The organism is Streptomyces sp. ME02-8801-2C (assembly GCF_033793965.1).
GTDB lineage: Bacteria > Actinomycetota > Actinomycetes > Streptomycetales > Streptomycetaceae > Streptomyces.
Map to the genome: position 1 here is coordinate 921,937 of NZ_JARAXP010000002.1, position 24,772 is coordinate 946,708.

At 71.4% G+C, this 24,772-nt stretch carries 24 protein-coding genes; 7 read left to right on the forward strand and 17 right to left on the reverse strand.

Features of this window, described 5'->3' with window-relative positions; translation table 11 throughout:
• Nucleotides 1–2: 2 nt before the first annotated feature.
• Together PV396_RS08480 and PV396_RS08485 are read right to left on the reverse strand one after the other, a co-directional pair.
• Complete coding sequence (locus tag PV396_RS08480; RefSeq protein ID WP_319202010.1) at nt 3–1,091, reverse strand: helix-turn-helix domain-containing protein; 1,089 nt, start codon at nt 1,089–1,091, stop codon at nt 3–5.
• Between the two features lie 339 nt (nt 1,092–1,430).
• The gene (locus PV396_RS08485; protein ID WP_319202012.1) at nt 1,431–2,405 is read right to left on the reverse strand and encodes an alpha/beta hydrolase; all 975 of its coding nucleotides are present in this window, start codon (nt 2,403–2,405) and stop codon (nt 1,431–1,433) included.
• A gap of 261 nt (nt 2,406–2,666) precedes the next feature.
• On the opposite strand from PV396_RS08485, the gene PV396_RS08490 reads away from it, so the two are divergent.
• Entirely contained in the window at nt 2,667–3,644 is a 978-nt protein-coding gene (locus PV396_RS08490; protein ID WP_319202014.1) for a TerC family protein, read from the forward strand.
• Nucleotides 3,645–3,711: 67 nt separating this feature from the next.
• Nucleotides 3,712–4,593, forward strand: coding sequence for an LLM class F420-dependent oxidoreductase (locus PV396_RS08495; RefSeq protein ID WP_319202016.1), 882 nt, complete (start codon nt 3,712–3,714; stop codon nt 4,591–4,593).
• Nucleotides 4,594–4,693: 100 nt separating this feature from the next.
• On the opposite strand, the gene PV396_RS08500 is transcribed toward PV396_RS08495, so the two are convergent.
• Nucleotides 4,694–5,254 (reverse strand): NAD(P)H-dependent oxidoreductase, encoded by a 561-nt coding sequence (locus tag PV396_RS08500; protein ID WP_319202018.1) that lies wholly within the window; start codon nt 5,252–5,254, stop codon nt 4,694–4,696.
• A 118-nt stretch (nt 5,255–5,372) separates the two neighbouring features.
• Between PV396_RS08500 and PV396_RS08505 the strand changes: the two genes are divergently transcribed.
• The 3 genes from PV396_RS08505 (at nt 5,373) to PV396_RS08515 (ending at nt 9,182) form a co-directional block, all read left to right on the forward strand.
• Nucleotides 5,373–6,053, forward strand: a complete 681-nt coding sequence (locus PV396_RS08505; RefSeq protein ID WP_319202021.1) for a helix-turn-helix domain-containing protein — start codon at nt 5,373–5,375, stop codon at nt 6,051–6,053.
• A 288-nt stretch (nt 6,054–6,341) separates the two neighbouring features.
• Nucleotides 6,342–7,388 carry a LacI family DNA-binding transcriptional regulator gene (locus PV396_RS08510; protein WP_319202325.1) on the forward strand — a complete coding sequence of 349 codons (1,047 nt, stop codon included), beginning with the start codon at nt 6,342–6,344 and terminating at the stop codon, nt 7,386–7,388.
• 348 nt (nt 7,389–7,736) lie between these two features.
• The gene (locus PV396_RS08515; protein ID WP_319202022.1) at nt 7,737–9,182 is read left to right on the forward strand and encodes a benzaldehyde dehydrogenase; all 1,446 of its coding nucleotides are present in this window, start codon (nt 7,737–7,739) and stop codon (nt 9,180–9,182) included.
• A gap of 108 nt (nt 9,183–9,290) precedes the next feature.
• On the opposite strand, the gene trxA is transcribed toward PV396_RS08515, so the two are convergent.
• A complete protein-coding gene (gene trxA, locus PV396_RS08520) occupies nt 9,291–9,668 on the reverse strand; it encodes a thioredoxin (protein WP_319202023.1) in 378 nt (125 codons plus the stop codon).
• Between the two features lie 125 nt (nt 9,669–9,793).
• Here trxA and PV396_RS08525 point away from each other — a divergent pair, with 125 nt between their 5' ends.
• Entirely contained in the window at nt 9,794–11,230 is a 1,437-nt protein-coding gene (locus tag PV396_RS08525; RefSeq protein ID WP_319202025.1) for an NAD(P)/FAD-dependent oxidoreductase, read from the forward strand.
• Between the two features lie 30 nt (nt 11,231–11,260).
• Here PV396_RS08525 and PV396_RS08530 read toward each other — a convergent pair whose 3' ends face one another.
• A complete protein-coding gene (locus PV396_RS08530; RefSeq protein WP_319202026.1) occupies nt 11,261–11,902 on the reverse strand; it encodes a peptide deformylase in 642 nt (213 codons plus the stop codon).
• A gap of 212 nt (nt 11,903–12,114) precedes the next feature.
• Here PV396_RS08530 and PV396_RS08535 point away from each other — a divergent pair, with 212 nt between their 5' ends.
• Nucleotides 12,115–13,551 carry a PepSY domain-containing protein gene (locus tag PV396_RS08535; protein ID WP_319202028.1) on the forward strand — a complete coding sequence of 479 codons (1,437 nt, stop codon included), beginning with the start codon at nt 12,115–12,117 and terminating at the stop codon, nt 13,549–13,551.
• A gap of 91 nt (nt 13,552–13,642) precedes the next feature.
• Here PV396_RS08535 and PV396_RS08540 read toward each other — a convergent pair whose 3' ends face one another.
• From PV396_RS08540 to PV396_RS08595, 12 genes are all read right to left on the reverse strand, one after another.
• A complete protein-coding gene (locus PV396_RS08540; RefSeq protein WP_319202030.1) occupies nt 13,643–13,993 on the reverse strand; it encodes a tetratricopeptide repeat protein in 351 nt (116 codons plus the stop codon).
• A 72-nt stretch (nt 13,994–14,065) separates the two neighbouring features.
• Nucleotides 14,066–14,800: a FadR/GntR family transcriptional regulator gene (locus PV396_RS08545; RefSeq protein WP_319202031.1), complete on the reverse strand. Its 735-nt coding sequence runs from the start codon at nt 14,798–14,800 to the stop codon at nt 14,066–14,068.
• Nucleotides 14,791–15,804 carry an aldo/keto reductase gene (locus PV396_RS08550; RefSeq protein ID WP_319202033.1) on the reverse strand — a complete coding sequence of 338 codons (1,014 nt, stop codon included), beginning with the start codon at nt 15,802–15,804 and terminating at the stop codon, nt 14,791–14,793. Before PV396_RS08550 ends, PV396_RS08545 begins: the two co-directional genes overlap by 10 nt.
• Nucleotides 15,805–15,853: 49 nt before the next feature.
• On the reverse strand, nt 15,854–16,924 hold the full coding sequence (locus tag PV396_RS08555) for a sugar kinase (protein WP_319202035.1): 1,071 nt from the start codon (nt 16,922–16,924) through the stop codon (nt 15,854–15,856).
• Complete coding sequence (locus tag PV396_RS08560; RefSeq protein ID WP_319202037.1) at nt 16,921–17,550, reverse strand: bifunctional 4-hydroxy-2-oxoglutarate aldolase/2-dehydro-3-deoxy-phosphogluconate aldolase; 630 nt, start codon at nt 17,548–17,550, stop codon at nt 16,921–16,923. The genes PV396_RS08555 and PV396_RS08560 overlap by 4 nt, the downstream gene beginning before the upstream one ends.
• Nucleotides 17,547–18,308 carry an SDR family oxidoreductase gene (locus PV396_RS08565; RefSeq protein ID WP_319202039.1) on the reverse strand — a complete coding sequence of 254 codons (762 nt, stop codon included), beginning with the start codon at nt 18,306–18,308 and terminating at the stop codon, nt 17,547–17,549. The genes PV396_RS08560 and PV396_RS08565 overlap by 4 nt, the downstream gene beginning before the upstream one ends.
• Nucleotides 18,305–19,348: a zinc-dependent alcohol dehydrogenase gene (locus PV396_RS08570; protein ID WP_319202041.1), complete on the reverse strand. Its 1,044-nt coding sequence runs from the start codon at nt 19,346–19,348 to the stop codon at nt 18,305–18,307. Before PV396_RS08570 ends, PV396_RS08565 begins: the two co-directional genes overlap by 4 nt.
• Nucleotides 19,345–19,782: an RbsD/FucU domain-containing protein gene (locus PV396_RS08575; protein WP_319202044.1), complete on the reverse strand. Its 438-nt coding sequence runs from the start codon at nt 19,780–19,782 to the stop codon at nt 19,345–19,347. Before PV396_RS08575 ends, PV396_RS08570 begins: the two co-directional genes overlap by 4 nt.
• Nucleotides 19,783–19,817: 35 nt before the next feature.
• Entirely contained in the window at nt 19,818–20,708 is an 891-nt protein-coding gene (locus tag PV396_RS08580; RefSeq protein WP_319202046.1) for an amidohydrolase family protein, read from the reverse strand.
• Nucleotides 20,701–22,062, reverse strand: a complete 1,362-nt coding sequence (locus tag PV396_RS08585) for an L-fuconate dehydratase (RefSeq protein ID WP_319202048.1) — start codon at nt 22,060–22,062, stop codon at nt 20,701–20,703. The genes PV396_RS08580 and PV396_RS08585 overlap by 8 nt, the downstream gene beginning before the upstream one ends.
• A gap of 108 nt (nt 22,063–22,170) precedes the next feature.
• Entirely contained in the window at nt 22,171–23,211 is a 1,041-nt protein-coding gene (locus tag PV396_RS08590) for an ABC transporter permease (RefSeq protein ID WP_319202050.1), read from the reverse strand.
• Nucleotides 23,204–24,766 (reverse strand): sugar ABC transporter ATP-binding protein, encoded by a 1,563-nt coding sequence (locus tag PV396_RS08595; RefSeq protein ID WP_319202053.1) that lies wholly within the window; start codon nt 24,764–24,766, stop codon nt 23,204–23,206. Before PV396_RS08595 ends, PV396_RS08590 begins: the two co-directional genes overlap by 8 nt.
• Between the last annotated feature and the right edge of the window lie 6 nt (nt 24,767–24,772).

Genomic DNA, 24,772 nt, shown 5'->3' on the forward strand with positions numbered 1-24,772 from the left:
TCCTACGGCTGTGCACGCCCCAAATGCCGCATGGTCAGGGCCAGTTGCAGTCTGAGCCGGCCCTGCGGGGTACGGACGGGCCACCCGAGGAGCGACTCGGCGTGGCCCAACCGGTCCTGGAGCGTGGAGTGGTGGACGTTGACCTCGACGGCGGCTCCCCGCAGGCTCGCCGTCGAGGCGACGGCGTGCAGCGTCGCCAGCATCCAGGGGGCGTCCGCGACCGCGGCCTCCAGGGCCAGCACATCGGGCGGGGGATCGGCCCCCGGCACGACGAGCTCGGCGAGCAGACCGATGCCGCCGAGCTCGTCGGCGTACACGACCCGCGGTCCCGGGGCGTGCGGGGTGCCTTCGGCGGTGAAACGGAGCGCGGTACGGGCGGCGGCCCAGGAACGCGGCAGTTCGAGTACGGGCACGGCGGGGCCGACACCGACCCGGCCGGCCGGGAGCGCGGAGTCGGCACCGGCGGTGGCGGCGGCCGGTCTGGCGCGGGCGGACTCCTCTGGGCCCGACAGCCTGCCCTCGGCGGGGACCGGCCCGCGCAGGGCGGAGGCGGCCACGACACGGGGCGGGCCCTCGAGCGGGGCGACCGCGTGGGCCGGGGCGGCAGGGTCCAGGCCCAGACGCCGGGCCGCGTGCAGCCGGGCCTGCTCGGGTGCGGTGGCGTCGAGAAGGGTCTCGACGAGCGCGGGATCCTCGGCCGAGGCGGTTGGAGCGCGGCCCCGGGTGCGGTCGAGGACGACGCGGATGACGGCCGCCGCCCGTTCCAGGATCACCGCGTCGACGACGCTGGGTGCCCCCGTCCGCTCCAGCCACAGCGCCGGGGCGCCGTCCGGGGACAGCGCGGCGGACGGCCAGGCGGGGTCCGGTGGCTGGTCCGTGTCCCGGCGGCGTCCGTCGGTCTCGACCCGCAGATGCACGCGCCGTCCGGCGTCGGTTAGGCGGGCCGGGCAGCCGGCGAGTACGGCGGCGCCGCGCACCAGCGCCTCGAGGCCGGCGCGGTGTTCGGCCAGGCGGTCGAAGTAGGCGATGACCCGGACGGCGGCGCCGGCGTCGGGGTCGACCGCGGTCAGGCGGCCTGCCAGCTCTTTCATGTCCCCCATCGTGCCAGTTGCTCCGCAGGTTGGGCGGGGTCTGTCTGCGGGTTCGGTGGGGGCTGGGCCCCCGGCCCCCCTTGGCTCCCTGGGGGCTGCGCCCCCGGCCCCCGGCTTTCTGGTGCGGGTTCGGTGGGGGCTGGTCGCGCAGTTCCCCGCGCCCCTGGCGGGGGCTGTGCCCCCGGCCCCGGCCTCCGGTTCTCTGGTGCGGGTTCGGTGGGGGCTGGTCGCGCAGTTCCCCGCGCCCCTGGCGGGGGCTGTGCCCCCGGCCCCGGCCTCCGGCTTTCTGGTGCGGGTTCGGTGGGGGCTGTGCCCCCGCCTGGCAGGCCTCCCGGGGGGTTACTCCGCGAGTAGGCGGTGGAGCCAGGTCAGTTGGGCTGATTGGGCGGTTTGGGAGAGGGAGGCTTGGGGGGCGAAGCCGTCGAAGCCGTGGAAGCCGCCTGGCCAGACGTGTAGTTCGGCGATTCCGCCGGCCTGCCACAGGCGGGTGGCGTAGGTGACTACCTCGTCGCGGAACGTCTCGGCGGAGCCGACGTCGAGGAAGGCCGGGGGGAGGCCGGACAGGTCCTCCGCGCGGGCCGGGGCGGCGTACGGGGAGACGTTCGGGCCGCCGCGCTCCGCGCCGAGCAACGCCGTCCAGCCGGTGTCGTTGGCCGTGCGGTCCCACACGCCCAGGTTCGCCATCTGGTACGAGGAGGGCGTGTCGTTGCGGTCGTCGAGCATCGGGCACATCAGCAGCTGGCCGATGGGCCGCGGACCCTTGCGGTCCCTGAGGAGCAGCGCCAGCGCGGCCGTCAGGCCGCCACCCGCGCTGGCCCCCGCGATGACGATCCGCTCGGCGTCGCCGCCGATCTCCTTGGCATGCTCGGCGGTCCACAGCAAACCGGCGTACACGTCGTCGACAGGCGCAGGGTGAGGGTGCTCCGGCGCCAAGCGGTACTCCACGGAGACCACGACCGCGCCCAGCTCCTTGGCCCAGCGCAGCGGGGCCTCCACGCCGACGCGGTTGTCGCCGAGGATCATGCCTCCGCCGTGGACGTGGTAGATCACGGGCAACGGACCGTCCGTCGCCGGAGCGGCCGGGCGACAGATCAGCAGCGAGATGTCGGGCGCGTTCTCGGGGCCCGGCACGACACGGTCCTCGACCTCGAAGGCGCCCCCCAGCGTCAGGTCCAGGTCGGCCAGCATCTCGATGCCGACCCCGTTGCGTGCGTCCTCGATGCCGTCCATGGTCAGTTGGGGCGGCAGCATGTCCTTGATCATCTCCAGGACGGCGGTGAGTTCCGGGTCGAACGGGGGCGGCGTAAGCGTCATTGCTGCTGCTCCTCATGCTGTGTGCGGCGGATCGTACGCGATGATGGTCCGCGCGTCCGCCGGGTCCGGCACGCCGCCGTCCGGCGGGATTTGTCCGCCATTCGGCGGGTAGCCCGCCCCGCTCGACCCGGCCGCCCGGTCGGCCAGTAGCCTTGACCTCGGTATTTTGCCAGGTGATGACCCGTTGTTCACTGCTTTGGGGTGGTGGCGATCAAGGGGGCTGACAACGCTGCCACTGACCACCCTTTCCCTGGAGTACCTGTGAACGTCTCATTCACCGTCTGGACCCTGACGGTCGTCGCCCTGTGTGTCCTCGTCGCCATCGACTTCTTCATCGGCCGCAAGCCCCACGACGTGTCCCTGAAGGAGGCCGGCATCTGGACCGTGGTGTGGGTCGTCCTGGCCTGTCTGTTCGGGATCGGGCTGCTGATCTACGGCGGGACCAGGCCCACAGGTGAGTTCTTCGCGGGGTACATCACCGAGAAGTCGCTGAGCGTCGACAACCTCTTCGTCTTCGTACTCATCATGAGCAAGTTCGCGGTGCCCACCCAGTACCAGCAGCGGGTGCTGATGGTCGGTGTCCTGGTCGCCCTCGTGCTGCGTGCCGGGTTCATCGCGGCGGGCGCGGCGATCATCACCACCTTCTCGTGGGTCTTCTACATCTTCGGCGCCTTCCTCATCTGGACCGCCTGGAAGCTCGTCCAGGACGCCAAGGCGGGTTCGCACGAGGAGGAGTACGAGGAGAACAAGCTGCTGAAGATGGCCGAGGAGAGGTTCGGAGTCGCGGACCGGTACCACGGCACCAAGCTGTTCATCGTGGAGAACGGCAAGCGGATCATGACGCCGATGATGGTCGTCATGCTCGCGATCGGCTCGACGGACGTGCTCTTCGCGCTCGACTCCATCCCCGCCATCTACGGCCTGACCCAGGACCCGTACATCGTCTTCACCGCCAACGCCTTCGCGCTGATGGGCCTGCGCCAGCTGTACTTCCTCATCGGCGGCCTGCTGAAGAAGCTGGTGCATCTCTCGTACGGCCTGTCGATCATCCTCGGCTTCATCGGCGTGAAGCTGGTACTGCACGCCCTGCACGAGTCGGGCGTCCACGTCCCGGAGATCTCCATCCCCTTCTCGCTCGGCTTCATCGTCCTCGTACTGGCCGTCACGACCGTGACGAGCCTGCGGGCCTCGAAGAAGCAGGAGGAGGCCGAAGCGGCGGCGGCCCGGTCCCAGGCTTGACTTCGTGTGCGCTCCAGGAACTAGCGTCGCTGCGAACACCGCTGGACGAAGGCGAACGGAGACGGACATGCGGCTGGGCGTGCACATCAATCGGTTCAATCACTCCGCGGGAGGCGCCGGGCTCGGCCCCGAACTGGCGGCGGTCGGAGCCGCGGCCGAGGCGGCGGGCGTCCACCGGCTCACGGTCATGGACCACTACTTCCAGATGGAGTTCAACGGCGGCGCCGAGGACCCCATGCTGGAGGCCTACACGACCCTCGGTTTCCTCGCCGCCCACACCTCGACGGTCCGCCTCGGCGCGCTCGTGACCGGTGTCACATACCGCCACCCCGGACTTCTCGCCAAGATCGCCACCACGCTCGACGTCCTCTCCGGCGGCCGGGCCACCCTCGGTATCGGGGCGGCCTGGTACGACCGGGAGCACGAGGGTCTCGGGGTGCCGTACCCGTCGACGGCCGAGCGGTTCGAGCGGCTGGAGGAGACCCTGCGGATCTGCCTCCAGATGTGGGACCCGGACGCCAACGGGCCCTTCGAGGGCACCCACTACCGGCTCGCGGAGACGCTCTGCGTCCCGGCGCCCGTCAGCGCACCGCACCCGGAGATCATGATCGGCGGCGGTGGGGAGCGGAAGACCCTGCGCCTGGTCGCCCAGTACGCGGACGCCTGCAACCTGTTCGCCACCACCCCGGAGGAGGTCGGGCACAAGCTCGACGTCCTGCGCGGTCACTGCGAGAGCGTAGGACGCCCGTACGACGACATCACCAGGACGCTTCTCTATATGGGCGATCCGATGGCCCAGAACGACGTCGACGGGTTCCTCCGGGACATCGAGGGCTACGCGAAGTTCGGCATCGAGACGGTGATGCTGGGGCCGAGTACGGACGAGCCGGCCGCCTGGATCGAACAGTTCGTGGCCCCGGCGGCGCGGCGCGCGGCCGATCTGGGCTGACGCCCGGGGAGCAAGCCGGCGAACAGGCCGGGGCATGACCCAGGACATGACGGAGGGCCGGAGCCTGTGCGGCTGCGGCCCTCCGTCATGCGTACGTCGATCAGGCGACGGCGGGCGCGGCCTCGCCGTGGATGAGGCCGACGATCTCGGTCAGCTGCGCGGAGACCTCGGCGTCGTCGGCGGGGTGGGTCTCGGCGAAGCGGATCACGGAGCCGGGGATGGAGAGCTTGACATCCTCCAGGACCTTGGCGCCGGCGATGCCGACGGCCTTGCGGGTCTCGTCCTGCGCCCAGACGCCGCCGAACTGGCCGTAGGCGGTGCCGACCACGGCGACCGGCTTGTCGGTGAGGGCACCGGCGCCGTAGGGGCGGGACAGCCAGTCGATGGCGTTCTTCAGTACGGCGGTGACCGTGCCGTTGTACTCGGGGGAGAAGAGCAGCAGGGCGTCGGCGGAGGCGGCGGCCTCGCGCAGCGCGGCGGCGGCTGCCGGGACGCTGCCCTCCACGTCGATGTCCTCGTTGTAGAACGGGACGTCGGCAAGGCCTTCGAACAGCACTACCTCGGCGCCCTCCGGGGCGTGCTTCGCGGCCGCCTCTGCGAGCTGACGGTTGTGCGAACCGGCGCGGAGGCTGCCGACGAGGGCGAGAATGCGAACAGACATTTGAGGCTCCACAGGGGGGTGAAACTGGGCGGGGACATCCGGACCGGGGTCCGTTTAGAGTTGTACCAGTTAAACGGACCGTGGTCCAGTTTTCTTCCTCACGCGTTACGCTGCATTCATGTCCGACACCCTGCCGCCTCTCCCGAAGCCCCAGCGACAGACCGACGGGCCCCTGTTCCTGGAACTGGGTCCCGGCCTCGGCGCCGGTGTGCAGGCGGACGAGCCGTGCCTGCGCGCCGATGCCGCGCGCAACCGGGCCCGACTGCTGGAGGCCGCCGCGCGACTGGTGGCGGAGCACGGCGCGGCCGGCGTGACCATGGAGGCGGTGGCCGCCGCGGCGCAGGTGGGCAAGGGGACCGTGTTCCGGCGCTTCGGCGACCGCACCGGCCTGCTGATGGCCCTGCTCGACCACTCGGAGAAGAAGCTCCAGACCGCCTTCCTGGCAGGTCCGCCGCCGCTCGGACCGGGGGCGCCGCCGGTGGAGCGGCTGCGTGCGTTCGGGGTGGCCGTGCTGCGCCGGTCCTTCGACGAGCTCGAACTGCAGCTGGCCGCCGAGGGTGAACCGGGCCGCCGCTTCGCATCCGCACCTCACCTGGTCCGGTCCGGTCACATCACCATGCTGCTGCGACTGGCGATTCCGGACGCCGACTGCGAACTCCTCGCGAAAACGCTGATGGGATATCTGGACCCGGCCCTGATCCATCACTTGACCAAGCAGTGCGGGATGACGCCGGCCCGGCTGGAGGCGGGCTGGATCGACCTGGTCGATCGGATCGCCGGCGGTACGGCTTCGTATTGAAGCGCGAGTTTCGGCCAATTGCGCGGGTCGCACTCCGGTGCCTGAAGGTAGTCAACCCGGGGAACCCGTCCGGGACTTGACTCCGCCTGTCCGGAAAGCGCGTTCGGTGCGCAGTGGTGCGCGGGGCGGCCCTGAAACAGGTCGTCCGGCACGTCGGAGCCACCGGAAATGATCTTTGTGAAGCGTTTCAGTAGAGCGCTTTCTCGAAGCGCTTTCGTCAACCGTCCTTTGCTATCGGGTCGATTGCGAAGTCCCCCGGACCAAACCATGCCCCGAGCTTCTGCAAAGATGCCGTACGTCATGGTGCAGATACCGAATTCGGCCGCCCCGGCGGTACCCCAGCCGCGCTCCGTGCCCACGAGCGCGGATGTGGCACGCCTGGCCGGCGTCTCCCGCGCAACCGTCTCCTACGTCCTCAACAACACCAGTGCCGTCCGGATCAGCGAGCCCACCCGCCGGCGCGTCCACGAGGCGGCGAAGGAGCTCGGGTACGTTCCGCACGCGGCGGCCCGCAGTCTGCGGGCCGGACACAGCCGCATGGTCCTGATGCCCTCGCCGAGCGTGCCGATCGGCCCGCTCTACAGCCAGTTCATCAACGAGCTCCAGTGGGCGCTCAGCCGCCTCGACTACACCGTCGTCCAGTACGCGTCCGTCGGGCTGCGTGGTGACGAGGCCGCCCGCGCCTGGGCCGAACTGCGGCCGGCGGCCGTCATCGTGCCCACCGGCGGGATCGGACCCGAGGGGGTGGCCGTCCTCAAGCGCTCCGGCGCCCGCGCGGTCGTCACGCTCGGCACGGAGCGCATCGAGGGCGCGCACAACCTGCTCATCGACCACGCCGGCGTCGGCCGTGCGGCGGGCGCGCACCTGTACGCCCGTGGCCGTCGCCGGATCGGTGTCGTCGTGCCGGACGAGCACGGTCTCAGGGTCTTCTCCAAACCCCGCCTCGACGGGGTGCGCAGCGCGGTGGAGGGCACGGACGCGTCGGTGACCGTGCTGCCGCTCGCGTACGAGGAGGAGTCCGCCGCCCGCCTCGCCGCGCGCTGGCCCGAACTCGGCCTGGACGGCGTCTTCGCGTTCAACGACGAGTACGCGATGCTGCTGATGCGGGCCCTGCAGGACGCCGGCATCACCGTCCCGGACGACACGGCGCTGGTCGGCGCCGACGATCTGCTCCTCGGCCGGCTGCTGCGGCCCAGCCTGAGCACGGTGCACATCGAACTCCCGGCCGGACGGGATCTCGCGGAACTCGTCGACCGCGCGGTCCGCAACCCCGGTACCGATGCCGAGGCCCACCATGTCCACGGAGCGACGCTCGTCCACCGCGACTCCAGCTGAACCCGCCGTGCCCGCGTGGGACTTCGGCGGCATGTTCGCGTGTGTCGAAAGTGTGTCTGCTTCGTGTGTTGTGGTGCCCATTTGGTGTGGTGCGTTCCGGCGCCTGTTGTCGTTCCGGCCGCTGAACTGCCGCTCGCACGTGGTGTCTTCGGCAGGACGGTTCCCGTACGGCGTGACTAGGATGTTGCACGCTCAACCAGTGGGGATGCCGTCGACCACCGGACGCCGCGTGCTGCTCGGCCGCGCGCCGGATCACCGCATCCCGCTCCGCGGCTGACGAACGCCGCGAACCACACGGGACTCGCGGCCGTTCCGCGCGTCCCGCCGGTGACTGATCGGAGAGCCGCAATGCCGTTGCTCGACCCCAAGACCTGGCAGTCCCAGGCCGCCCGTCCCCTGTCGGGCCCCGAGTACGCCGTCACCGAGCCCGCCACCGGCGATGTGCTCGGCACGGTCGTGCTGGCCACCGGCGAGGACGTCGGACCCGCCGCGCAGACCGCCCGTACCGCCCAGGTCGCCTGGGCGCGCACCCCGCACTTCGTCCGTGCCGGAGTGCTCCGCAGGGCGGGGGACCTCTTCGCCGCGCACGCCGAGGAACTGCGCGACTGGATCGTCCGCGAGTCCGGTTCCATACCCGGCAAGGCCGAGTTCGAACTGCACGTCGCCGCCCAGGAGTGCTACGAGGCAGCCGCTCTCGCCTCCCGCCCGGCCGGGCAGGTGCTGCCCTCCGAGGCGCCCCGGCTGTCCTACACGCGGCGGGTGCCCGTCGGGGTGGTCGGCGTCATCTCGCCGTTCAACGCCCCGCTGATCCTCTCCATCCGGTCCGTCGCGCCGGCCCTCGCGCTCGGCAACGCGGTCGTCCTCAAGCCGGACCCCCGTACGGCGGTCTGCGGCGGGCTCTCCCTGGCCGCCGTCTTCGCCGAGGCGGGTCTGCCCGAGGACCTGCTGCACATCCTGCCGGGCGGCCCCGACGCGGGTCAGGCACTGGTCGCCGACCCGCTGGTGCCGCTCATCTCCTTCACCGGCTCCACGACGGCCGGCCGGGCCGTCGGTGAGGCGGCCGGCCGCCACCTCAAGCGCGTGCACCTCGAACTCGGCGGCAACTCCGCCATGATCGTCCTTGAGGACGCCGACCTCGACGCGGTCATCTCGACCGCCGCCTGGGGCTCCTTCTTCCACCAGGGCCAGATCTGCATGACGACCGGCCGCCACCTGGTCCACCAGTCGCTCTACGGGGAGTACGTCGAGCGGCTCGCCGCCAAGGCCGACTCCCTCGCCGTCGGCGACCCGTACCGCGAGCAGGTCCACCTCGGCCCGATCATCGACGGCTCCCAACTCGCCAAGATCCACGGCCTGGTGGAGTCCAGCACGGCGAGCGGCGCCAGACTCGCGGCCGGCGGCACGCACGAGGAGCTCTTCTACCGGCCGACGGTTCTCGCCGATGTCGACGACCGGAGCCCGGCGTACGCGGAGGAGGTGTTCGGGCCGGTCGCGCCCGTACGCCCCTTCACCACGGCCGACGAGGCCGCCGCGCTCGCCGCGGCCGGGCCGTACGGGCTGTCCCTCGGCATCGTCACCCGTGACACCGCGCGCGGGCTCGAACTCGCCGAACGGATACCGACGGGGATCGTCCACATCAACGACCAGACGGTCAATGACGAGGCCGTCGCTCCCTTTGGCGGGGTTGCCGCGTCCGGCACCGGGGCGCGGTTCGGTGGGGAGTCCAACCTGGAGGCGTTCACGGACGTGCGCTGGACGACGGTACGGGGGGATGTCGCCCCGTACCCCTTCTAGAGGGTCCTGGTAAGTCCGGTGCGGTGTTGCCTGCGGGGCCGTTGTGGCTGGTCGCGCAGTTCCCCGCGCCCCTGAAGGGAGGCTGCGCCTCCCTTCAGGGGTCGATTCCTACTCGCCCTGCTGGGCCTGCTGGGCGGCGACCGACTTGCGGACCTCGTCCATGTCCAGCTTGCGGGCCTGCCCGATGACGTCCGTGAGGGCGGCCTCGGGCAGGGCGCCCGGCTGCGCGAACACGGCGACCTGGTCCCGGACGATCATCAGTGTCGGGATCGACTGGATCCCGAAGGCCTGCGCCAGCTCCGGCTGCGCCTCCGTGTCGATCTTGCCGAACACCAGATCGGGGTTGTCCTCGGCGGCCTTCTCGTACACCGGGGCGAACTGACGGCACGGCCCGCACCAGGACGCCCAGAAGTCGATCAGCACGAACTCGTTCTCCGTGACCGTCTGGTCGAAGTTCTCCTTGGTGAGCTCCACGGTGCTGCTCATGACCTGGTTCCTCTTCCTGCTGTCGGGTCCTTACCGGTGGCGCTCGCACAACACGACCCGGTCACCGCCTATTCCGGCCACGTACCCATGTCGCCACGGGCCACACCACCTACCAGACTGGCCCCATGACGGAAACGGAAACCAACGTGTACGACGTCGTGGTGCTCGGTGCCGGACCCGTGGGGGAGAACGTGGCCGACCGCACCCGCGCGGCCGGCCTCTCCACCGCGATCGTGGAGAGCGAACTGGTCGGCGGGGAGTGTTCCTACTGGGCCTGCATGCCCAGCAAGGCCCTGCTGCGCCCGGTCATCGCCCGCGCCGACGCCCGCCGGGTGCCGGGCCTGCGCCACCTCGTCCAGGGCCCCCTGGACGCCGAAGCGGTCCTCGCCCACCGCGACTACGAGACCTCGAACTGGCAGGACGACGGCCAACTCGGCTGGCTGGAGAGTATCGGCGCCGACTTCTACCGGGGCCAGGGACGCCTGACCGGACCCCGCACGGTGACGGTGACGGGCCAGGACGGCTCGACCCGCACGCTGACCGCCCGGCACGCCGTCGCCGTGTGCACGGGCACCAGCGCCCAGCTGCCCGACCTGCCGGGGCTCGCCGAGGTCCGCCCCTGGACGAGCCGGGAGGCGACCAGCGCCAAGTCGGTGCCCGGCAGCCTGATCGTGGTCGGCGGCGGTGTCGTCGCCGTCGAGATGGCCACCGCCTGGCAGGCACTCGGCTCCCGGGTCACCCTGCTGGTCCGCGGCAAGGGCCTGCTGCCCCGCATGGAGCCCTTCGCGGGCGAACTGGTCGCCGAGGCACTGGCCGAGGCCGGCACCGACGTCCGTACAGGTACGTCAGTCCAGTCGGTGACCAGGGAGAACGGCACCGTCGTGGCGGTCACGGACACCGGCGACCGCATCGAGGCCGACGAGATCCTCTTCGCCACCGGACGCGCCCCGCGTACCGACGACATCGGCCTCGACACGGTCGGCCTGGAACCGGGCTCCTGGCTGCCCGTCGACGACAGCCTCCGGGTCACCGGCAGCGACTGGCTCTACGCGGTCGGCGACGCCAACCACCGGGCCCTCCTCACCCACCAGGGCAAGTACCAGGCCCGGATCGCGGGCGCCGCCATCGCCGCCCGCGCGGCCGGCGTACCGCTGCTGGAGACCGATCCCTGGGGCGCCCACTCGGCCACGGCCGACCACGGCGCCGTCCCGCAGGTCGTCTTCACCGACCCGGAGGCGGCGGCCGTCGGCCTCTCCCTCGCCGAGGCCGAACAGGCCGGCCGCCGGGTGCGCGCCGTCGACGTGGAGTTCTCCTCGGTGGCGGGCGCCGGTCTGTACGCCGACGGCTACCGGGGTCGCGCCCGGATGGTCGTCGACCTGGACCTCGAGACCCTGCTCGGCGTGACCTTCGTGGGCCCCGGCGTGGGCGAACTGATCCACTCGGCGACGATCGCCGTCGCCGGGGAGGTGCCGCTCGGGCGGCTGTGGCACGCGGTGCCCTCGTATCCGACGATCAGCGAGGTCTGGCTGCGGCTCCTCGAGGCCTACCGGGACGGTAAGTAGGGGCCGGGCAGGCCCGGTTGGCCGGGGCGGTCAGAGGGGGAAACCCAGCTCCCTGGCCGCCTCGGCCGGCGTGGGCTGGGCCCACCGCTCCGCCATGGCCGCGCCGGAGGACAGCGAGCGCAGCTCGGCGCGGTCGAGATAGAGGGTGCCGTCCAGATGGTCGGTCTCGTGCTGGACGATCCGGGCCGGCCACCCCGTGAACTCCTCGTCCAGCGCCCGCCCGTACTCGTCCTGGCCCGTGAGCCGTACCGTCGCGGGCCGGGACACCACCGCCTGCCAGCCCGGCACGCTCAGACAGCCCTCGAAGAAGGCGGCACGCCCGGCGCCGCCCGCTTCGTACGACGGATTCACCAGCACCCGGAACGGCAGTGGCACGCGCCCGCGCGCCACCCGTACCTCCTCCGGAACCGGCGCCGGGTCCTCGATGACCGCGATCCGCAGTCCCACCCCGACCTGCGGGGCCGCCAGACCGACGCCCGGGGCCGCGTGCATCGTCTCGCGCAGCGCCTCGACGAAGCGGGCCAGCAGCTCCGGGCCGAGCTGCCCCTCGAAGGGCACGGCGGCGCGGCGCAGCACCGGATCACCGGCGGCGACGATCGGCAACGGACCGCCGACGGCGAGGAGTCGCTCGACATGGTCGGCAAGGGCGTTCGGATCAAGGGGAGTTGCCATGGCGCCAGGATGCCACGCACCGCCGACAACCGCCGTCCCCATGTGTGACGTACGCCACTAGGAAGGCCGGGAACTCGACCGGCCCGCGGTCCGACTACTGAACCGTCCCCACAGCCAAGCCGGACCGCTCAACAGCCGCACTCACCCGCAGCCGGTCGCCCCCACCGCCGGCTTCCCCGCTCACCGTCCCCTGCCCACCGGAGAAGCCGCCGATGTCCACCGCTCCCACCGCCACGACGGACGAATCCCCGGAGTCACCGGATTCACCGGACGCGTCGAAGCCCTCCGCCCCGGCGAAGCCGTCCGCGGGCGCCACGCTCCGCCCGCTCGTCCTGCGGCTGCACTTCTACGCGGGCATCCTCGTCGCCCCGTTCCTGCTGGTCGCGGCGCTGACCGGCTTTCTGTACGCGGCCTCGTTCCAGGCCGAGAAGATCATCTACGCCGACGAGCTCACCGTGTCATCCGTAGGAGACACCAAGCTGCCGATCTCCGAGCAGGTCGCCGCCGCCCGCAAGGCCCACCCCGAGGGCACCGTCGCGGCCGTACGCCCCTCGCCCGAGGACGACGCCACGACGAGGGTCATGCTGTCCGGCGTACCCGGTGTCGGTGAGGGACACACGCTCGCCGTGTTCGTCGACCCGTACACCGCGAAGGTGGAGGGCGCGCTCGAACAGTACGGGTCCTCGGGCGCGCTCCCGGTGCGCACCTGGATCAGCGAGTTCCACCGCAATCTGCACCTCGGCGAGAGCGGCCGCCTCTACAGCGAACTCGCCGCAAGCTGGCTGTGGGTGATAGCGGGCGGCGGCCTGGTGCTGTGGTTCGCCCGCCGCCGCACCCAGCGCAAGGTACGCGGCACCAGCGGCCGGCGCCGCACCCTCGGTCTGCACGGCACGGTCGGCGTCTGGGCCTCGGCCGGCTTCATCTTCCTCTCCGCCACCGGTCTGACCTGGTCGACGTACGCGGGTGCCAACATCGACGTCCTGCGCACCGAGCTCGGCCAGTCGACCCCTTCGGTCTCGGCCGCGGCGGGCGGCGAACACTCCGGCCATGGCGCTGCGTCCGGTACCGGGATCACCGCCGAACACGGTGTCGGCCTCGACAAGGTGCTGGCCGCGGCCCGCGCCGAGGGCCTGAGCGACCCCGTCGAGATCGTCCCGCCCGCCGACGACTCCTCCGCGTACGTCGTGAAGCAGACGCAGCGCAGCTGGCCCGAGAAGCAGGACGCGGTCGCCGTGGACCCGTCGACCGGGGAGGTCCTCGACACCCTGCGGTTCGCGGACTTCCCGGTGCTCGCGAAGCTGACCCGCTGGGGCATCGACGCCCACACCGGGCTCCTGTTCGGGTTCGTCAACCAGCTCGCGCTGATGGCCCTCGCACTCTCCCTGGTCCTGCTCATCCTGTGGGGCTACCGCATGTGGTGGCTGCGCGGCCGGGCCTCCGCCTTCGGCCGTCCGATTCCGCGCGGCGCCTGGCAGCAGGTGCCCCCGCTGCTCCTGGTGACGCTGCTGGCGGGCGTGGCCGTCGTGGGCTACTTCGTCCCGCTGCTGGGCATTCCGCTGGCGGCCTTCATCGCCGTCGACGTGATCCTGGGCGAGATCGACCACCGGCGGGGCAACCGTACGTACGGCGAACGGGTCGGCGCGAAGTAGGCGCCGGTACGAGAGAAACGGCCCGGCTCCCCCTTGAGATGGGGAGCCGGGCCGTCTGCTGTCCGTGCCTGGTTGTCCGTGTCTCGCGGATCTACTCGAAGTCGCCCGCGAGGGCCGAGGCGAGTTTCAGGTGCGGCGCGGCCTCCTCGTGGCGTCCTTGGCGCTGGAGGGTGCGGCCGAGCAGCAGCCGGGCGTACTGCTCCACCGGGTCGCGCTCGACGAGGACACGCAACTCGGCCTCCGCGCGCCGCAGTTGGGCCGAGTGGTAGTAGGCGCGGGCCAACAACAGCCGGGGCGCGGTCTGCTCCGGGACCTCCTCGACCAACCCGCTCAGAACACGCGCCGCACCGGCGTAGTCCTTGGCGTCGAAGAACAGTCCGGCCCTCTCCCAGCGCTCCGAAGCCGTCCCGTGGTCGTAGTACGTGTGCGTCGTGGTCTCCACTCGTGCCTCCTTCGGAGGCGGTAACCGGACCGAGCGGTTGTTCATTCCACGGGTGTGTTCCGCGTGGTCAGGTCAGGTCCTGACGGCGTCCGTCGTCGGCAGCGCGTAGGGGAGCGCGTCGGCCGAGGCCAGGTGGTCTCTGAGCCCCTGCTCGGTGCTGCTCACGTGCAGCAGCGCGGCGGCCTGGCTGAGGGAGGCGTCCCGGGTGCTCAGCGCCCGGTAGATCGCCTCGTGTTCGGCGAGAGTACGGCCGGCGGCCTGGGTGTCGACCAGACCGCGCCAGATACGGGCGCGCAGCGTACGGCCGGAGATCGCCTCCAGGAGCGTGAGCAGCGTGTCGTTGCCCGTCGCCGAGACGACGGCGCGGTGGAAGGCCGCGTCGTGGGCGTTGAGCCGCTCGACGTCGTCGCGCGCCTCGCGCATGGCGTCCAGGTGCTCCTTGACCTCGGCGAGCTGCTCGTCGGTGATCCGGGTCGCGGCCAGCGCGGTGGCCATCGGTTCGAGAAGCCTGCGCACCTCCATGAGGTCCTGCAGGGCCGCCGAGTCCCCCTGGAGCAGCTCCACCGCTCCGCCGAGGCCCTCGAAGAGCAACCTCGGCTCCAGGCTGGTCACATACGTGCCGTCGCCCCGGCGGACCTCCAGGATCCGCGCGACGGCGAGGGCCTTCACCGCCTCGCGGGCGAGGTTGCGCGACAGCCCGAGCTGTGCGGCCAGATCCGGTTCCGGCGGGAGCTTCGATCCCGGGGGCAGCGCGCCGGTGCGGATCAGCTCACGGATCTGCTCGATGGCCCTGTCCGTCAGTGACAACGCGAACTCCTTCCATGACCGCTCGCCGCGGGCACGTCCGACCTGATCAGTCCCCGCGTACGAAGATCGTCCCAGAGACCTTCGGGGATGCGCCGACGGCCTGGTTCCGCGTTACGTGCCACCTGCTCGGGGCTCCGCATGCCGAGGGTGACGTTGATGATACTGGGGTGGCTGAAAGGGAAGGCCACCGCGGCGGCGGGGAGGGTGGTGCCGTGGTGTTCGCAGAGGTCGGCGATGGCTCGTGCGCGGGTGACGAGTTCGGGTGGGGCGTCCTGGTAGTCGTACTTCATGCCGTCGGTGGGCCGGTCGCGGGAGAGGAGGCCGGAGTTGAAGACGCCGACGGCGACGACGCTTTTGCCGTGTTCGGCTGCGGCGGGGAGGACGTCGTCGAGGGCGCTTTGGTCGAGCAGGGTGTAGCGGCCGGCGAGCATGACGACATCGGCGGGGGTTTCGCGCAGGAAGCGGGTGAGCATGGCGGTCTGGTTCATGCCGGCGCCGATGGCGCCGATGATGCCTTGGTCGCGGAGGTCGGCGAGGGTGGGCATGGCTTCGTCGGCGGCTTGTTGCCAGTGGTCGTCGGGGTCGTGGAGGTAGACGATGTCGAGGCGGTCGAGGCCGGTGCGTTCGAGGGTGTCGTGGAGGGAGCGCAGGATGCCGTCGCGGCTGAAGTCCCATTGGCGGCGCAGGTCGTCGCGGACGACGAAGCCTTCGGTGTCGACGCCGGTGGGGTGTTCGTTGGGGACGAGGAGGCGGCCGACCTTGGAGGAGATCACGTACTCGTCCCGGGGGCGTTGGCGCAGGGCCGCGCCGAGGCGGCGTTCGGACAGGCCCAGGCCATAGTGCGGGGCCGTGTCGAAGTACCGGATGCCCGCGTCCCAGGCCGCGTCGACCGCGGCGGCGGCGTCGGCGGCCGGGGTCACCCGGTACAGGTTGCCGATGACGGAGGCGCCGAAGCCCAGTTCGGTCAGCTCGACCGGCGTGTTGGTGATCTTTCGGTGTCGCACGGGATGCGCTCCTTGGAAGCGTCTGTCGTGGGGTTGTCGGTCGGCGCTGTCAGCGGCTGACCGCTGCCGAGCCGCCCGCCATGAGCGCTTCGACCTCGGCGAGCGACGCCATGGAGACATCGCCGGGGGTGGTCATGGTGAGGGCGCCGTGGGCGGTGCCGTAGGCGAGGGCGCGTTCCAGGCAGGAGAGGGTGGGCGCGCCGGACGCCACCCCGTCCTCGGCCAGCAGTCCGTGGATCAGGCCTGAGGCGAAGGCGTCGCCGGATCCGATGCGGTCCAGGACGTGCAGGCCGGGCATGCGGGGGCCGGCGACGTGACCGGTCCTGGCGGACCAGGCCGCCGACGACCAGTCGTTCACGCCTGCTGAGGGCACCTCACGCAGGGTGGTGGCCAGCACTTTGGCGGTGGGCAGTCGGCTCGCGATCCCGGCGAGTGCGTCGGGCACTTCGTCGGGGGCGATGCGCGTGGCCCCTGGGTGTCTCCCGGCGAGGCCGAGCGCGCCGACGACGACATCGGCGTGGCGGGCGAGTCGCAGGTCGACTTCGCGGGCGGCGGCGGGCCCGCCTCGGCCGGTCCAGAGGCTGGGGCGGTAGTTGGGGTCGTAGGAGACGGTGACGCCGTGGCGGCGCGCGGCCGCCATCGCCTCGTCGGCCACGTCGACCGTGGTGTCCGACAGGCCCGCGAAGATGCCGCCGGTGTGGAACCAGCGCGCCCCGGCGGAGAACACCGTGTCCCAGTCCACGTCACCCTTGCGGAGGTGGGAGGTGGCGGTGTGCGCGCGGTCGCTGACGCCGAGGGCGCCGCGGATGCCGTAGCCGCGTTCGACGAAGTTGAGGCCGTTGCGGGCGCTGCGGCCGATGCCGTCGTCCGGTATCCAGCAGATCATCGAGGCGTCGACCCCGCCCTGGAGGACCAGGTCCTCGACGAGCCGGCCCACGGCGTTGTCGGCGAGAGCGGTGACAACGGCGGTGCGGTGTCCGAAGCAGCGGCGCAGACCGCGTACGACGTTGTATTCGCCGCCGCCTTCCCAGACCTGGAAGGTGCGGGCGGTGCGGATGCGGCCCTCGCCGGGGTCGAGGCGGAGCATGACCTCGCCGAGGGCGACCACGGCGGCTGTCATGGCGTGCTCCTTGCCACGGCGTCGGCGGTCAGGCGGCAGATCTCGGTGTACTGGCCGTGTTCGAGGTGGGCGGGGGTGGCCAGCCAGCTGCCGCCGACCGCGAGAACCGAGGGCTCGGCCAGGTAGGCGGCCAGGCCCTCGGCCCTGATCCCGCCGGTGGGCACGAACCGCATCTGGGGGAAGGGTGCCGCCAGGGCTCGGAGGGTGCTGGTGCCGCCGATCGCTTCGGCGGGGAACAGTTTGACCGTGTCGAGGCCGGCTTTCAGGGCGCGCATGAGTTCGGTGGGGGTGGCGATGCCGGGGACCACCGGGACGCCCAACTCCCGGCATTTGGCGATGACTTCGTCGTCGAGGCCGGGGGAGACGAGGAAGCGGGCACCGGCAGCCACGGCACGTTCCGCCTGTTCGGCGGTGAGGATCGTCCCGGCACCGACGGTCAGGTGACCGTGGGCGGCCATGGTCTTCACGACCTGTTCGGCGTCCGGCGTACGGAAGGTGACCTCGGCGCATCGGGCGCCGCCCGCCGCGAGTGCCTCGGCGAGCGGGGCGGCGGTGGCCGGGTCGGGCACGGTCAGTACGGGCATCAGGCGCGCGCCTGCCAGTACGTCGGTGAGGCTGGTGTTCATCGGCCGAGCCATCCGCCGTCGATGGGGAGGGTGGTGCCATGGATGTAGGCGGCGGCAGGGGAGGCGAGGAAGACGGTGGCTCCGGCGAGGTCGTCGGCGGTGCCCCAGCGGCCGGCGGGGATGCGGTCGAGGATCGCGCGGCTGCGAGCGGGGTCGTCCTGGAGGGCTTGGGTGTTGTCGGTGGCGATGTAGCCGGGGGCGATGGCGTTGACGTTGACGCCGTGGGGGGCCCATTCGTTGGCGAGGGCTTTGGTGAGTCCGGTGATGCCGTGTTTGGCGGCGGTGTAGCCGGGGACGGTGATGCCGCCCTGGTAGCTGAGCAGCGAGGCGGTGAAGATGACCTTGCCCTGGCCCCGGGTGACCATCGACCTGCCGATGGCGCGGGTGAGGGTGAACTGGGCGGTGAGGTTGACCTGGAGGACCAACTCCCAGTCGGCGTCGGTGTGTTCGGCGGCCGGGGCGCGACGGATGGTGCCTGCGTTGTTGACCAGGATGTCCACCGGGCGTGCACGTCCGGCGAGGTCTTCGCCGAGCGCCCGGACAGCCTCGGGGTCGGCGAAGTCGGTGCGGATGGCCTCGAAGCTACGGCCCGCTGCGGTGACGTCCTTCTCCACGTCACTGCCGGACTCCTCCAGGTTGGCGCTGACGCCGATGACGTCCGCGCCGGCCTCGGCGAGCGCGCGGGCCATGGCCCGGCCGATACCGCGCCGGGCACCGGTGACGACGGCGAGCTTTCCGGTGAGGTCGAAGGCGCTCATACGGCGGCTCCCTGGGTGTCGTCGGTGCAGTCCACGAGGATCTTCATGACGTCGCCGCCCGACTCGAGGGCCTCGAACGCGGCCGGTGCCTCGGTGAGCGGGACGACCTTGCTGATCAGCAGGTCTGCGGGAATCGTGCCGTCGGCGACCAGGGCGACGGCCTGCTCGAAGTCGGTACGGTCGTACAAGCGGGCGCCGACCAGGGTGAGTTCGCGCCAGAAGAAGCGGTGCAGGTTGATCTCCCGGGGCCGGGGATGGATCGCCACCAGGCACAGCCGGCCGCGTACGCCGAGGACGTCGACGGCCGTGTCCACGCCGCCTGCCGCGCCGGACACCTCGAAGGCGACGTCCGTGCCCGCGTCCCCGGTCCACTCACGCACCAGCTCGGGTACGTCGGTGGTGGCCGGGTCCCAGGTGGTGAGGCCGGCCTGTTCGGCGAGTGCGCGGCGGTGGGCGCTGAGTTCCACCACGCGGACGTCGGCTCCGGCGGATCGTGCGACCAGGGCGATGAGGATGCCGACGGGTCCGCCGCCGACCACGACGACCTTCTCGCCCTCCTTTACTGCGGCGCGGCCGACGTCGTGGACGGCGACGGCGGTCGGCTCGACGAGGGCGGCCCGGTCCAGCGGGAGGGTGTCGGGCAGCCGTATGAGAGTGGTGGCGGGGACGGTCCAGCGCTGTTGCATGGCGCCGGGGGAGTCGATGCCGATGAAGTCCAGGTGCTGGCAGATGTGCTGGTGTCCGGCCTGGCAGGCAGGGCAGGTGTTGTCCCAGCGCAGCGGCATCACCGTGACCGCGTCCCCGGGAGCCCAGCCCTCCACGTCCGGGCCGACACGGACGATCCGGCCGGACATCTCATGTCCCAGCACGGCAGGCGTGGCGACACGGGCGTCCATGTCACCGTGGAAGATGTGCAGGTCGGTGCCGCAGATCCCGACATAGGCGGGGGCGAGTTCCACCTCACCGGGGCCGGGAGGCGAGATGTCGGCCGGTGCCGTGTCGAGTGTGCGGGCGGATGTGTATCGAACAGCGAGCGTCATCGTGAGGTCAGGGTCCCTTCAGCGCGGACGCCGATGGTCAGCAGCAGGTTGGCGTAGGTGCGGGTGTCGGCGGTGACGATTGCCAGCGCCAGGTCGGGGGAGCGGGCGGCGTCGTAGAACTCGAAGCGGCCGAGCGTCTCGACCGGCACGGGCGCCAGGCGGGCGCGGTACTCGGCGATGGCCGGAGGCTCCGGTTCGCCCTCGGGCGGCACCATCACATGGGCGGACTCGACGGGTACGGCCCGCAGGAGGACGTCCAGCACGGTGGTGACGTCCAGCAGGCCGGGGGCCAGGTTGAGGTGGACGGTCCGGGCGCGTTCCCCGGTCGCGGTGCTCGCCGGGTAGTGGCCGTCGGCGAGCAGTACGCGGGCGCCGTGGCCGGCGCCAGCCAGTGCTTCGAGGATCCCGGGGTGCAGCAGGTCGGTCAGGAGCACGAGGTGCCCTCCTTTCTCAAGAGGCGTCGGCTCTTTCAAAGAGGCTTCGGAGTAAGGGAGTTCAGGTGGTAGAAGGCGGTCGCGGTGTCGGTGAGGATCGCCGATGTCTCGTCGGGGGAGCAGTCGGCGAGCAGTTCCTCGACGGTCGCGGCCCAGCGGTTCCAGCCGCCCGCGAGGTTCGCCACCGGCCAGTCCGAGCCGAACATCAGCCGTTCGGGGCCAAAGGCGGACAGCAGTACCTCCCACACCGGGCGGATGTCGGCGGTCGTCCACCGCTGCCGGTCCGCCTCCGTGACGAGGCCGGAGACCTTGCAGCGCACCTGTGGACGCGCGGCCAGCCTCCGCAACTCCCGTTCCCAGCCGCTCAGTTCGCCCTGTTCGATGGGCGGCTTGCCCGCATGGTCGAGCACGAGCGGCAGATCGGGAAAGCGGTCGGCGAGCCGGACGGCCTGGTCGAACTGGTGGCTGCGTATCAGCACGTCGTACGCCAGTCCGTGCTCGCCCGCCGCCCGCAACCCCCTTTCCACGGACGGCCGTTGCAGCCATTCCGGGTCGGACTCGCCCTGGACGAGGTGTCGCAGGGCGCGGAGGTACGGGCCACCGGGACCGGCGAGCAGCTCGTCGAGCGTGTCCGCGACCGCCGGTGCGGTCAGGTCCACCCAGCCGACGACCGCGCCGATCAGCGGGTCGGTGCCTGCCAGGGCGAGCAGCTCCTGGGTCTCGGACACCGAGGTCACGCACTGGACGACCACCGTGCTCCGCAGTTCCCGGCCGGCGATCGGCCGGGTCGCGGCCGATCGCAGGTCGTCCGCACCGAACGTACGGCGGATGGGTTCATGGCCGGGTTCGTCCAGCCAGGCCTGTGGCCGGCGGTCGAGGTCCCACAGGTGATGGTGGGCGTCCACCAGTCCTCGTGCGTCAGACACGCGAGGCCCAGACCGGCCCGTCGGGATACGTGTACTCCTTGAGGGAGTCCTGGTGCATCTGCGCGCTCAGCCCGGGAAGGGCGGGGGCGAGATAGTGGCCGTCGGCGATGCGCACCGGGTCGACGAAGTGCTCGTGCAGGTGGTCGACGTACTCGATGACGCGGTCCTCGAGCGTGCCGGAGACGGCGACGTAGTCGAACATCGACAGGTGCTGGACCATCTCGCACAGGCCGACCCCGCCGGCGTGCGGGCAGACCGGCACGCCGAACTTCGCCGCGAGCAGCAGGATCGCGAGATTCTCGTTGACGCCGCCGACCCGGGCGGAGTCGATCTGGACGATGTCCACGGCGCCCGCCTGGAGGAGCTGCTTGAAGACGACCCGGTTGGCGATGTGCTCGCCGGTGGCGACCTTGATGGGGCTGAGGGCCGCGCGGACGGCGGCGTGGCCGAGGATGTCGTCGGGGGAGGTGGGCTCCTCGATCCAGTACGGGTCGTAGGGGGCCAGTTCGCGCATCCAGTCGATCGCGGGCTGGACGTCCCACCTCTGGTTGGCGTCGACGGCGATGCGGATACCGTCGCCGACCGCCTCACGGGCCGCGCGCATGCGCCGTACGTCGTCCTCCAGGGACGCGCCGACCTTCAGCTTGATCTGGGTGAAGCCGTCCGCGACGGCCTCGCGGGCGAGGCGGGCGAGCTTCTCGTCCGAGTAGCCGAGCCAGCCGGGGGTGGTGGTGTAGGCGGGGTAACCGCGCTCCACGAGGCGGGCGATGCGCTCCTCGCGGCCGGGTTCGGCACGCTTGAGGATCTCCAGCGCCTCGTCCGGGGTGAGCGCGTCGCTGAGCCAGCGGAAGTCGACCTGCGCGACCAGTTCCTCGGGCGACATCTCGCCGAGGAAACGCCAGACGGGCTTTCCGGCACGCTTGGCCGCGAGGTCCCAGGCCGCGTTGACGACCGCGCCGGTCGCCATGTGGATGGCGCCCTTCTCCGGGCCCAGCCAGCGCAGTTGGGGATCGTGGACCAGGGAGCGGGAGAACGCGCCGAGGTCGGCGCAGACCTCGGCGACCGACAGGCCCACCACATGCGGTGCGAGGGCCGCGATGGCGGCGGCCTGGACGTCGTTGCCGCGGCCCGTGGTGAACGCGAGCGCGTGGCCCTCCAGTCCGTCGCCGGCGTCGGTGCGCAGGACGACGTACGCCGCCGAGTAGTCGGGTTCGGGGTTCATCGCGTCCGAGCCGTCCAGATGCTCGGACGTCGGGAAGCGGACGTCGAGAACGTCCAGGGCGATGATGCGGGCGGCTGCCGGCGTGGGAGAAACGGAGGACGCGGAGGACACGGGGGACTCGGCGGAGGACATGGCAACTCCTAGGGGGCAGGGGCGTGGGCCCTGCGACGAGAGGGGGGAGGGGCGGTGGGGGGTTTCGGCGGCCGTGCGGGCCCGGTGGAGCAGGCGACGGCCGCCTGTTCAGTCCTGGACCTTGCCGCCCGTGATGCGCGAGATCATCAGCGCGACCAGGATGATCAGGCCGTTGAGGGCGCCGATCCACTGTGCGGGGACGCCGCCCAGGGTGAGCACGTTCTGGATCATGAAGAGCAGCAGGATGCCGCTGAAGGCCCCGAACATGGTGCCCTTGCCGCCGTTGAGGCTGATCCCGCCGATGACGGCGGCGGCGAAGACGGTGAAGATGTAGCCGTTGCCCTGCGCGGAGGCCACCGAGGCCAGCCGCCCGGACAGCAGCAGACCGGCGAGGGCGGCCAGCACACTGCCGGTCACCAGGACGATCCACAGCACCCGGTCGGTACGGATACCGGCGGCCTTCGCGGCGTCGACGTTGCCGCCGATGGCGTACAGGGAGCGGCCGAAACTGGTCCAGCCGAGGACCACGATGGCGACGGCGAACAGTGCCAGGCAGAGCCAGATGGACGCCGGCATCCCGAACCACTGCGCCGTGCCCAGGTAGAGCATCGACTCCGGCAGCTGGAAGAAGGTCTGGCCGCCCGAGATGCCGGTCAGGACACCGCGCAGGACGATCAGCATGCCGAGGGTCACGATGAAGCCGTTGAGGCCGAACCGGATGATCAGCAGGGAGTTGACCACGCCGATCAGCACGCCCACGGCGAGGGTGACCGGGATCGCCCAGGCGCCGGGGAGGATCCCGAGGCCGTGTCCCGCGCTGCCGATGGTCAGCCAGGCCGCGACACCGGGCGCGAGGCCCATGGTCGACTCCAGGGAGAGGTCCATCTTCTTGACGATCAGGATCATCGTCTGGGCGAGGACCAGCAGCGCGATCTCGGACATCGTCTGCAGAACGTTGATCAGGTTGTCGGTCTGCAGAAAGACCGGGTTGACGATCTGTCCGACGATCGCGATCACCACGATCGCAGGGACGAGCGCGAGGTCGCGCAGTCTGGCCACCGGTATCCGGCCGCCGAACAGCGCGGTGCGACGGGCCCCGGGCTCGGCGGCCTTCGACGCGGGCGTCTCGGCGAGAACGGTTTCAGGCATGAAGGTCCACTCCTTCCATCGCGGCCACGAGGTCGTGGTCGTGCCAGCCGCGGGGGATCTCTGAAGTCACTCGGCCCTGGAACATCACCAGGACCCGGTCGCACATCCGCAGGTCGTCGAGTTCGTCGGAGGCGATGAGCACTCCGGTCCCGGCCTCCGCGGTCTCCTCGACCTTGCCGAGGAGGAACTCCTTGGAGCGCACGTCCACGCCCGCGGTCGGGTTGATCAGCACCAGCAGCCGGGGGGCGTCGGCCAGGGCGCGGGCCATGACGACCTTCTGCTGATTGCCCCCGGACAGCGCCGACACGGGCAGCTCGGGCCCCGGCGTCTTGATCGCCAGGTTCTCGATCATCCCCTCGGCGAGCTCGTCGCGGGTGCGGCTGCTGACGAACCCGTTCCTGCCGAGCCGGTGGGGCACGGACAGGGTGGCGTTGTCCGCGATCGACATGTCAGGGACGAAGCCCTGGTGGTGGCGGTCCTGCGGGACGAAACCGGCGCCCGCGGCGAGCGCGGCGGGCACGCTGCCCGGCCGGGGCCGCTGCCCGGCGATCGCGACCTGGCCGCCGTCCGCGGCCCTGAGGCCCACGACGGTCTCGGCGACCTCGGTACGACCGCTGCCGGCGGCTCCCGCGAGCCCGACGATCTCGCCGGCGCCCACCCGGAAGGTGACGTCCTCGTAGCTGTCGCCGCTCAGTTCGCTGACGCTCAGCGCCGCCGTCGCAGCGGTGTCCAGGCTGCTCGCCCGCTCCGCGCGCCGGTCGCCGGCCGCCTCGCCGGTCATGGCGGCGACGAGTTCGGTGCGGGGGAGTTCGGTGACCGGCGCGGTCAGGATGTGCCGGGCGTCCCGGAACACCGTCACCATGTCGCAGATCTCGTAGACCTCCTGGAGGTGGTGACTGATGAACAGGAAGGTCACGCCCTGGCGTTGCAGGTCGCGGATGCGGTCGAAGAGCCGGTTGATCGCCGCGCCGTCCAGCTGGGCGGTCGGTTCGTCGAGGATGATGAACCGGGCGCCGAAGGACAGTGCGCGGGCGATCTCGACGAACTGCCGCTGTTCCACGTCCAGTTCACCGGCCGGGGTCTGCGGGTCCACGTCCACCGACCAGGTCGACAGCAGTTCCTGTGCCCGGTGCCGCACGCCCTGCCAGGTGATGAGCCGGCCCCGGCCGTGCTCGTGCCGGTTCAGGAAGAGGTTCTCCGCGACGGTCAGCGTGGGGATGATCGTCGACTTCTGGTAGACGCAGGCCACCTGGCTGCGCCAGGCGTCACGGTCCGCGAGCCGGGGCGCCGGGGCGCCGCCGAAGGTGACCGTGCCCTCGTCCGGGGCCTGCAGCCCGGTGAGGACGGACACCAGGGTCGACTTGCCGGCGCCGTTGCGGCCGACGAGCGCGTGGGTCTCGCCGGGCCTGATGGTGATCCGGGCGCCGTTCAGCGCCACCGTCGGACCGAATCGTTTGACTATGCCCGTCGCCTCGACGACGGGCGGGCCCGCCGGGGCCCGTCCGTCGTCCGCCGGGGCGGGCGCGGGGGTGACTGCTCGCTCCCCGTCGCTCATCTCAAC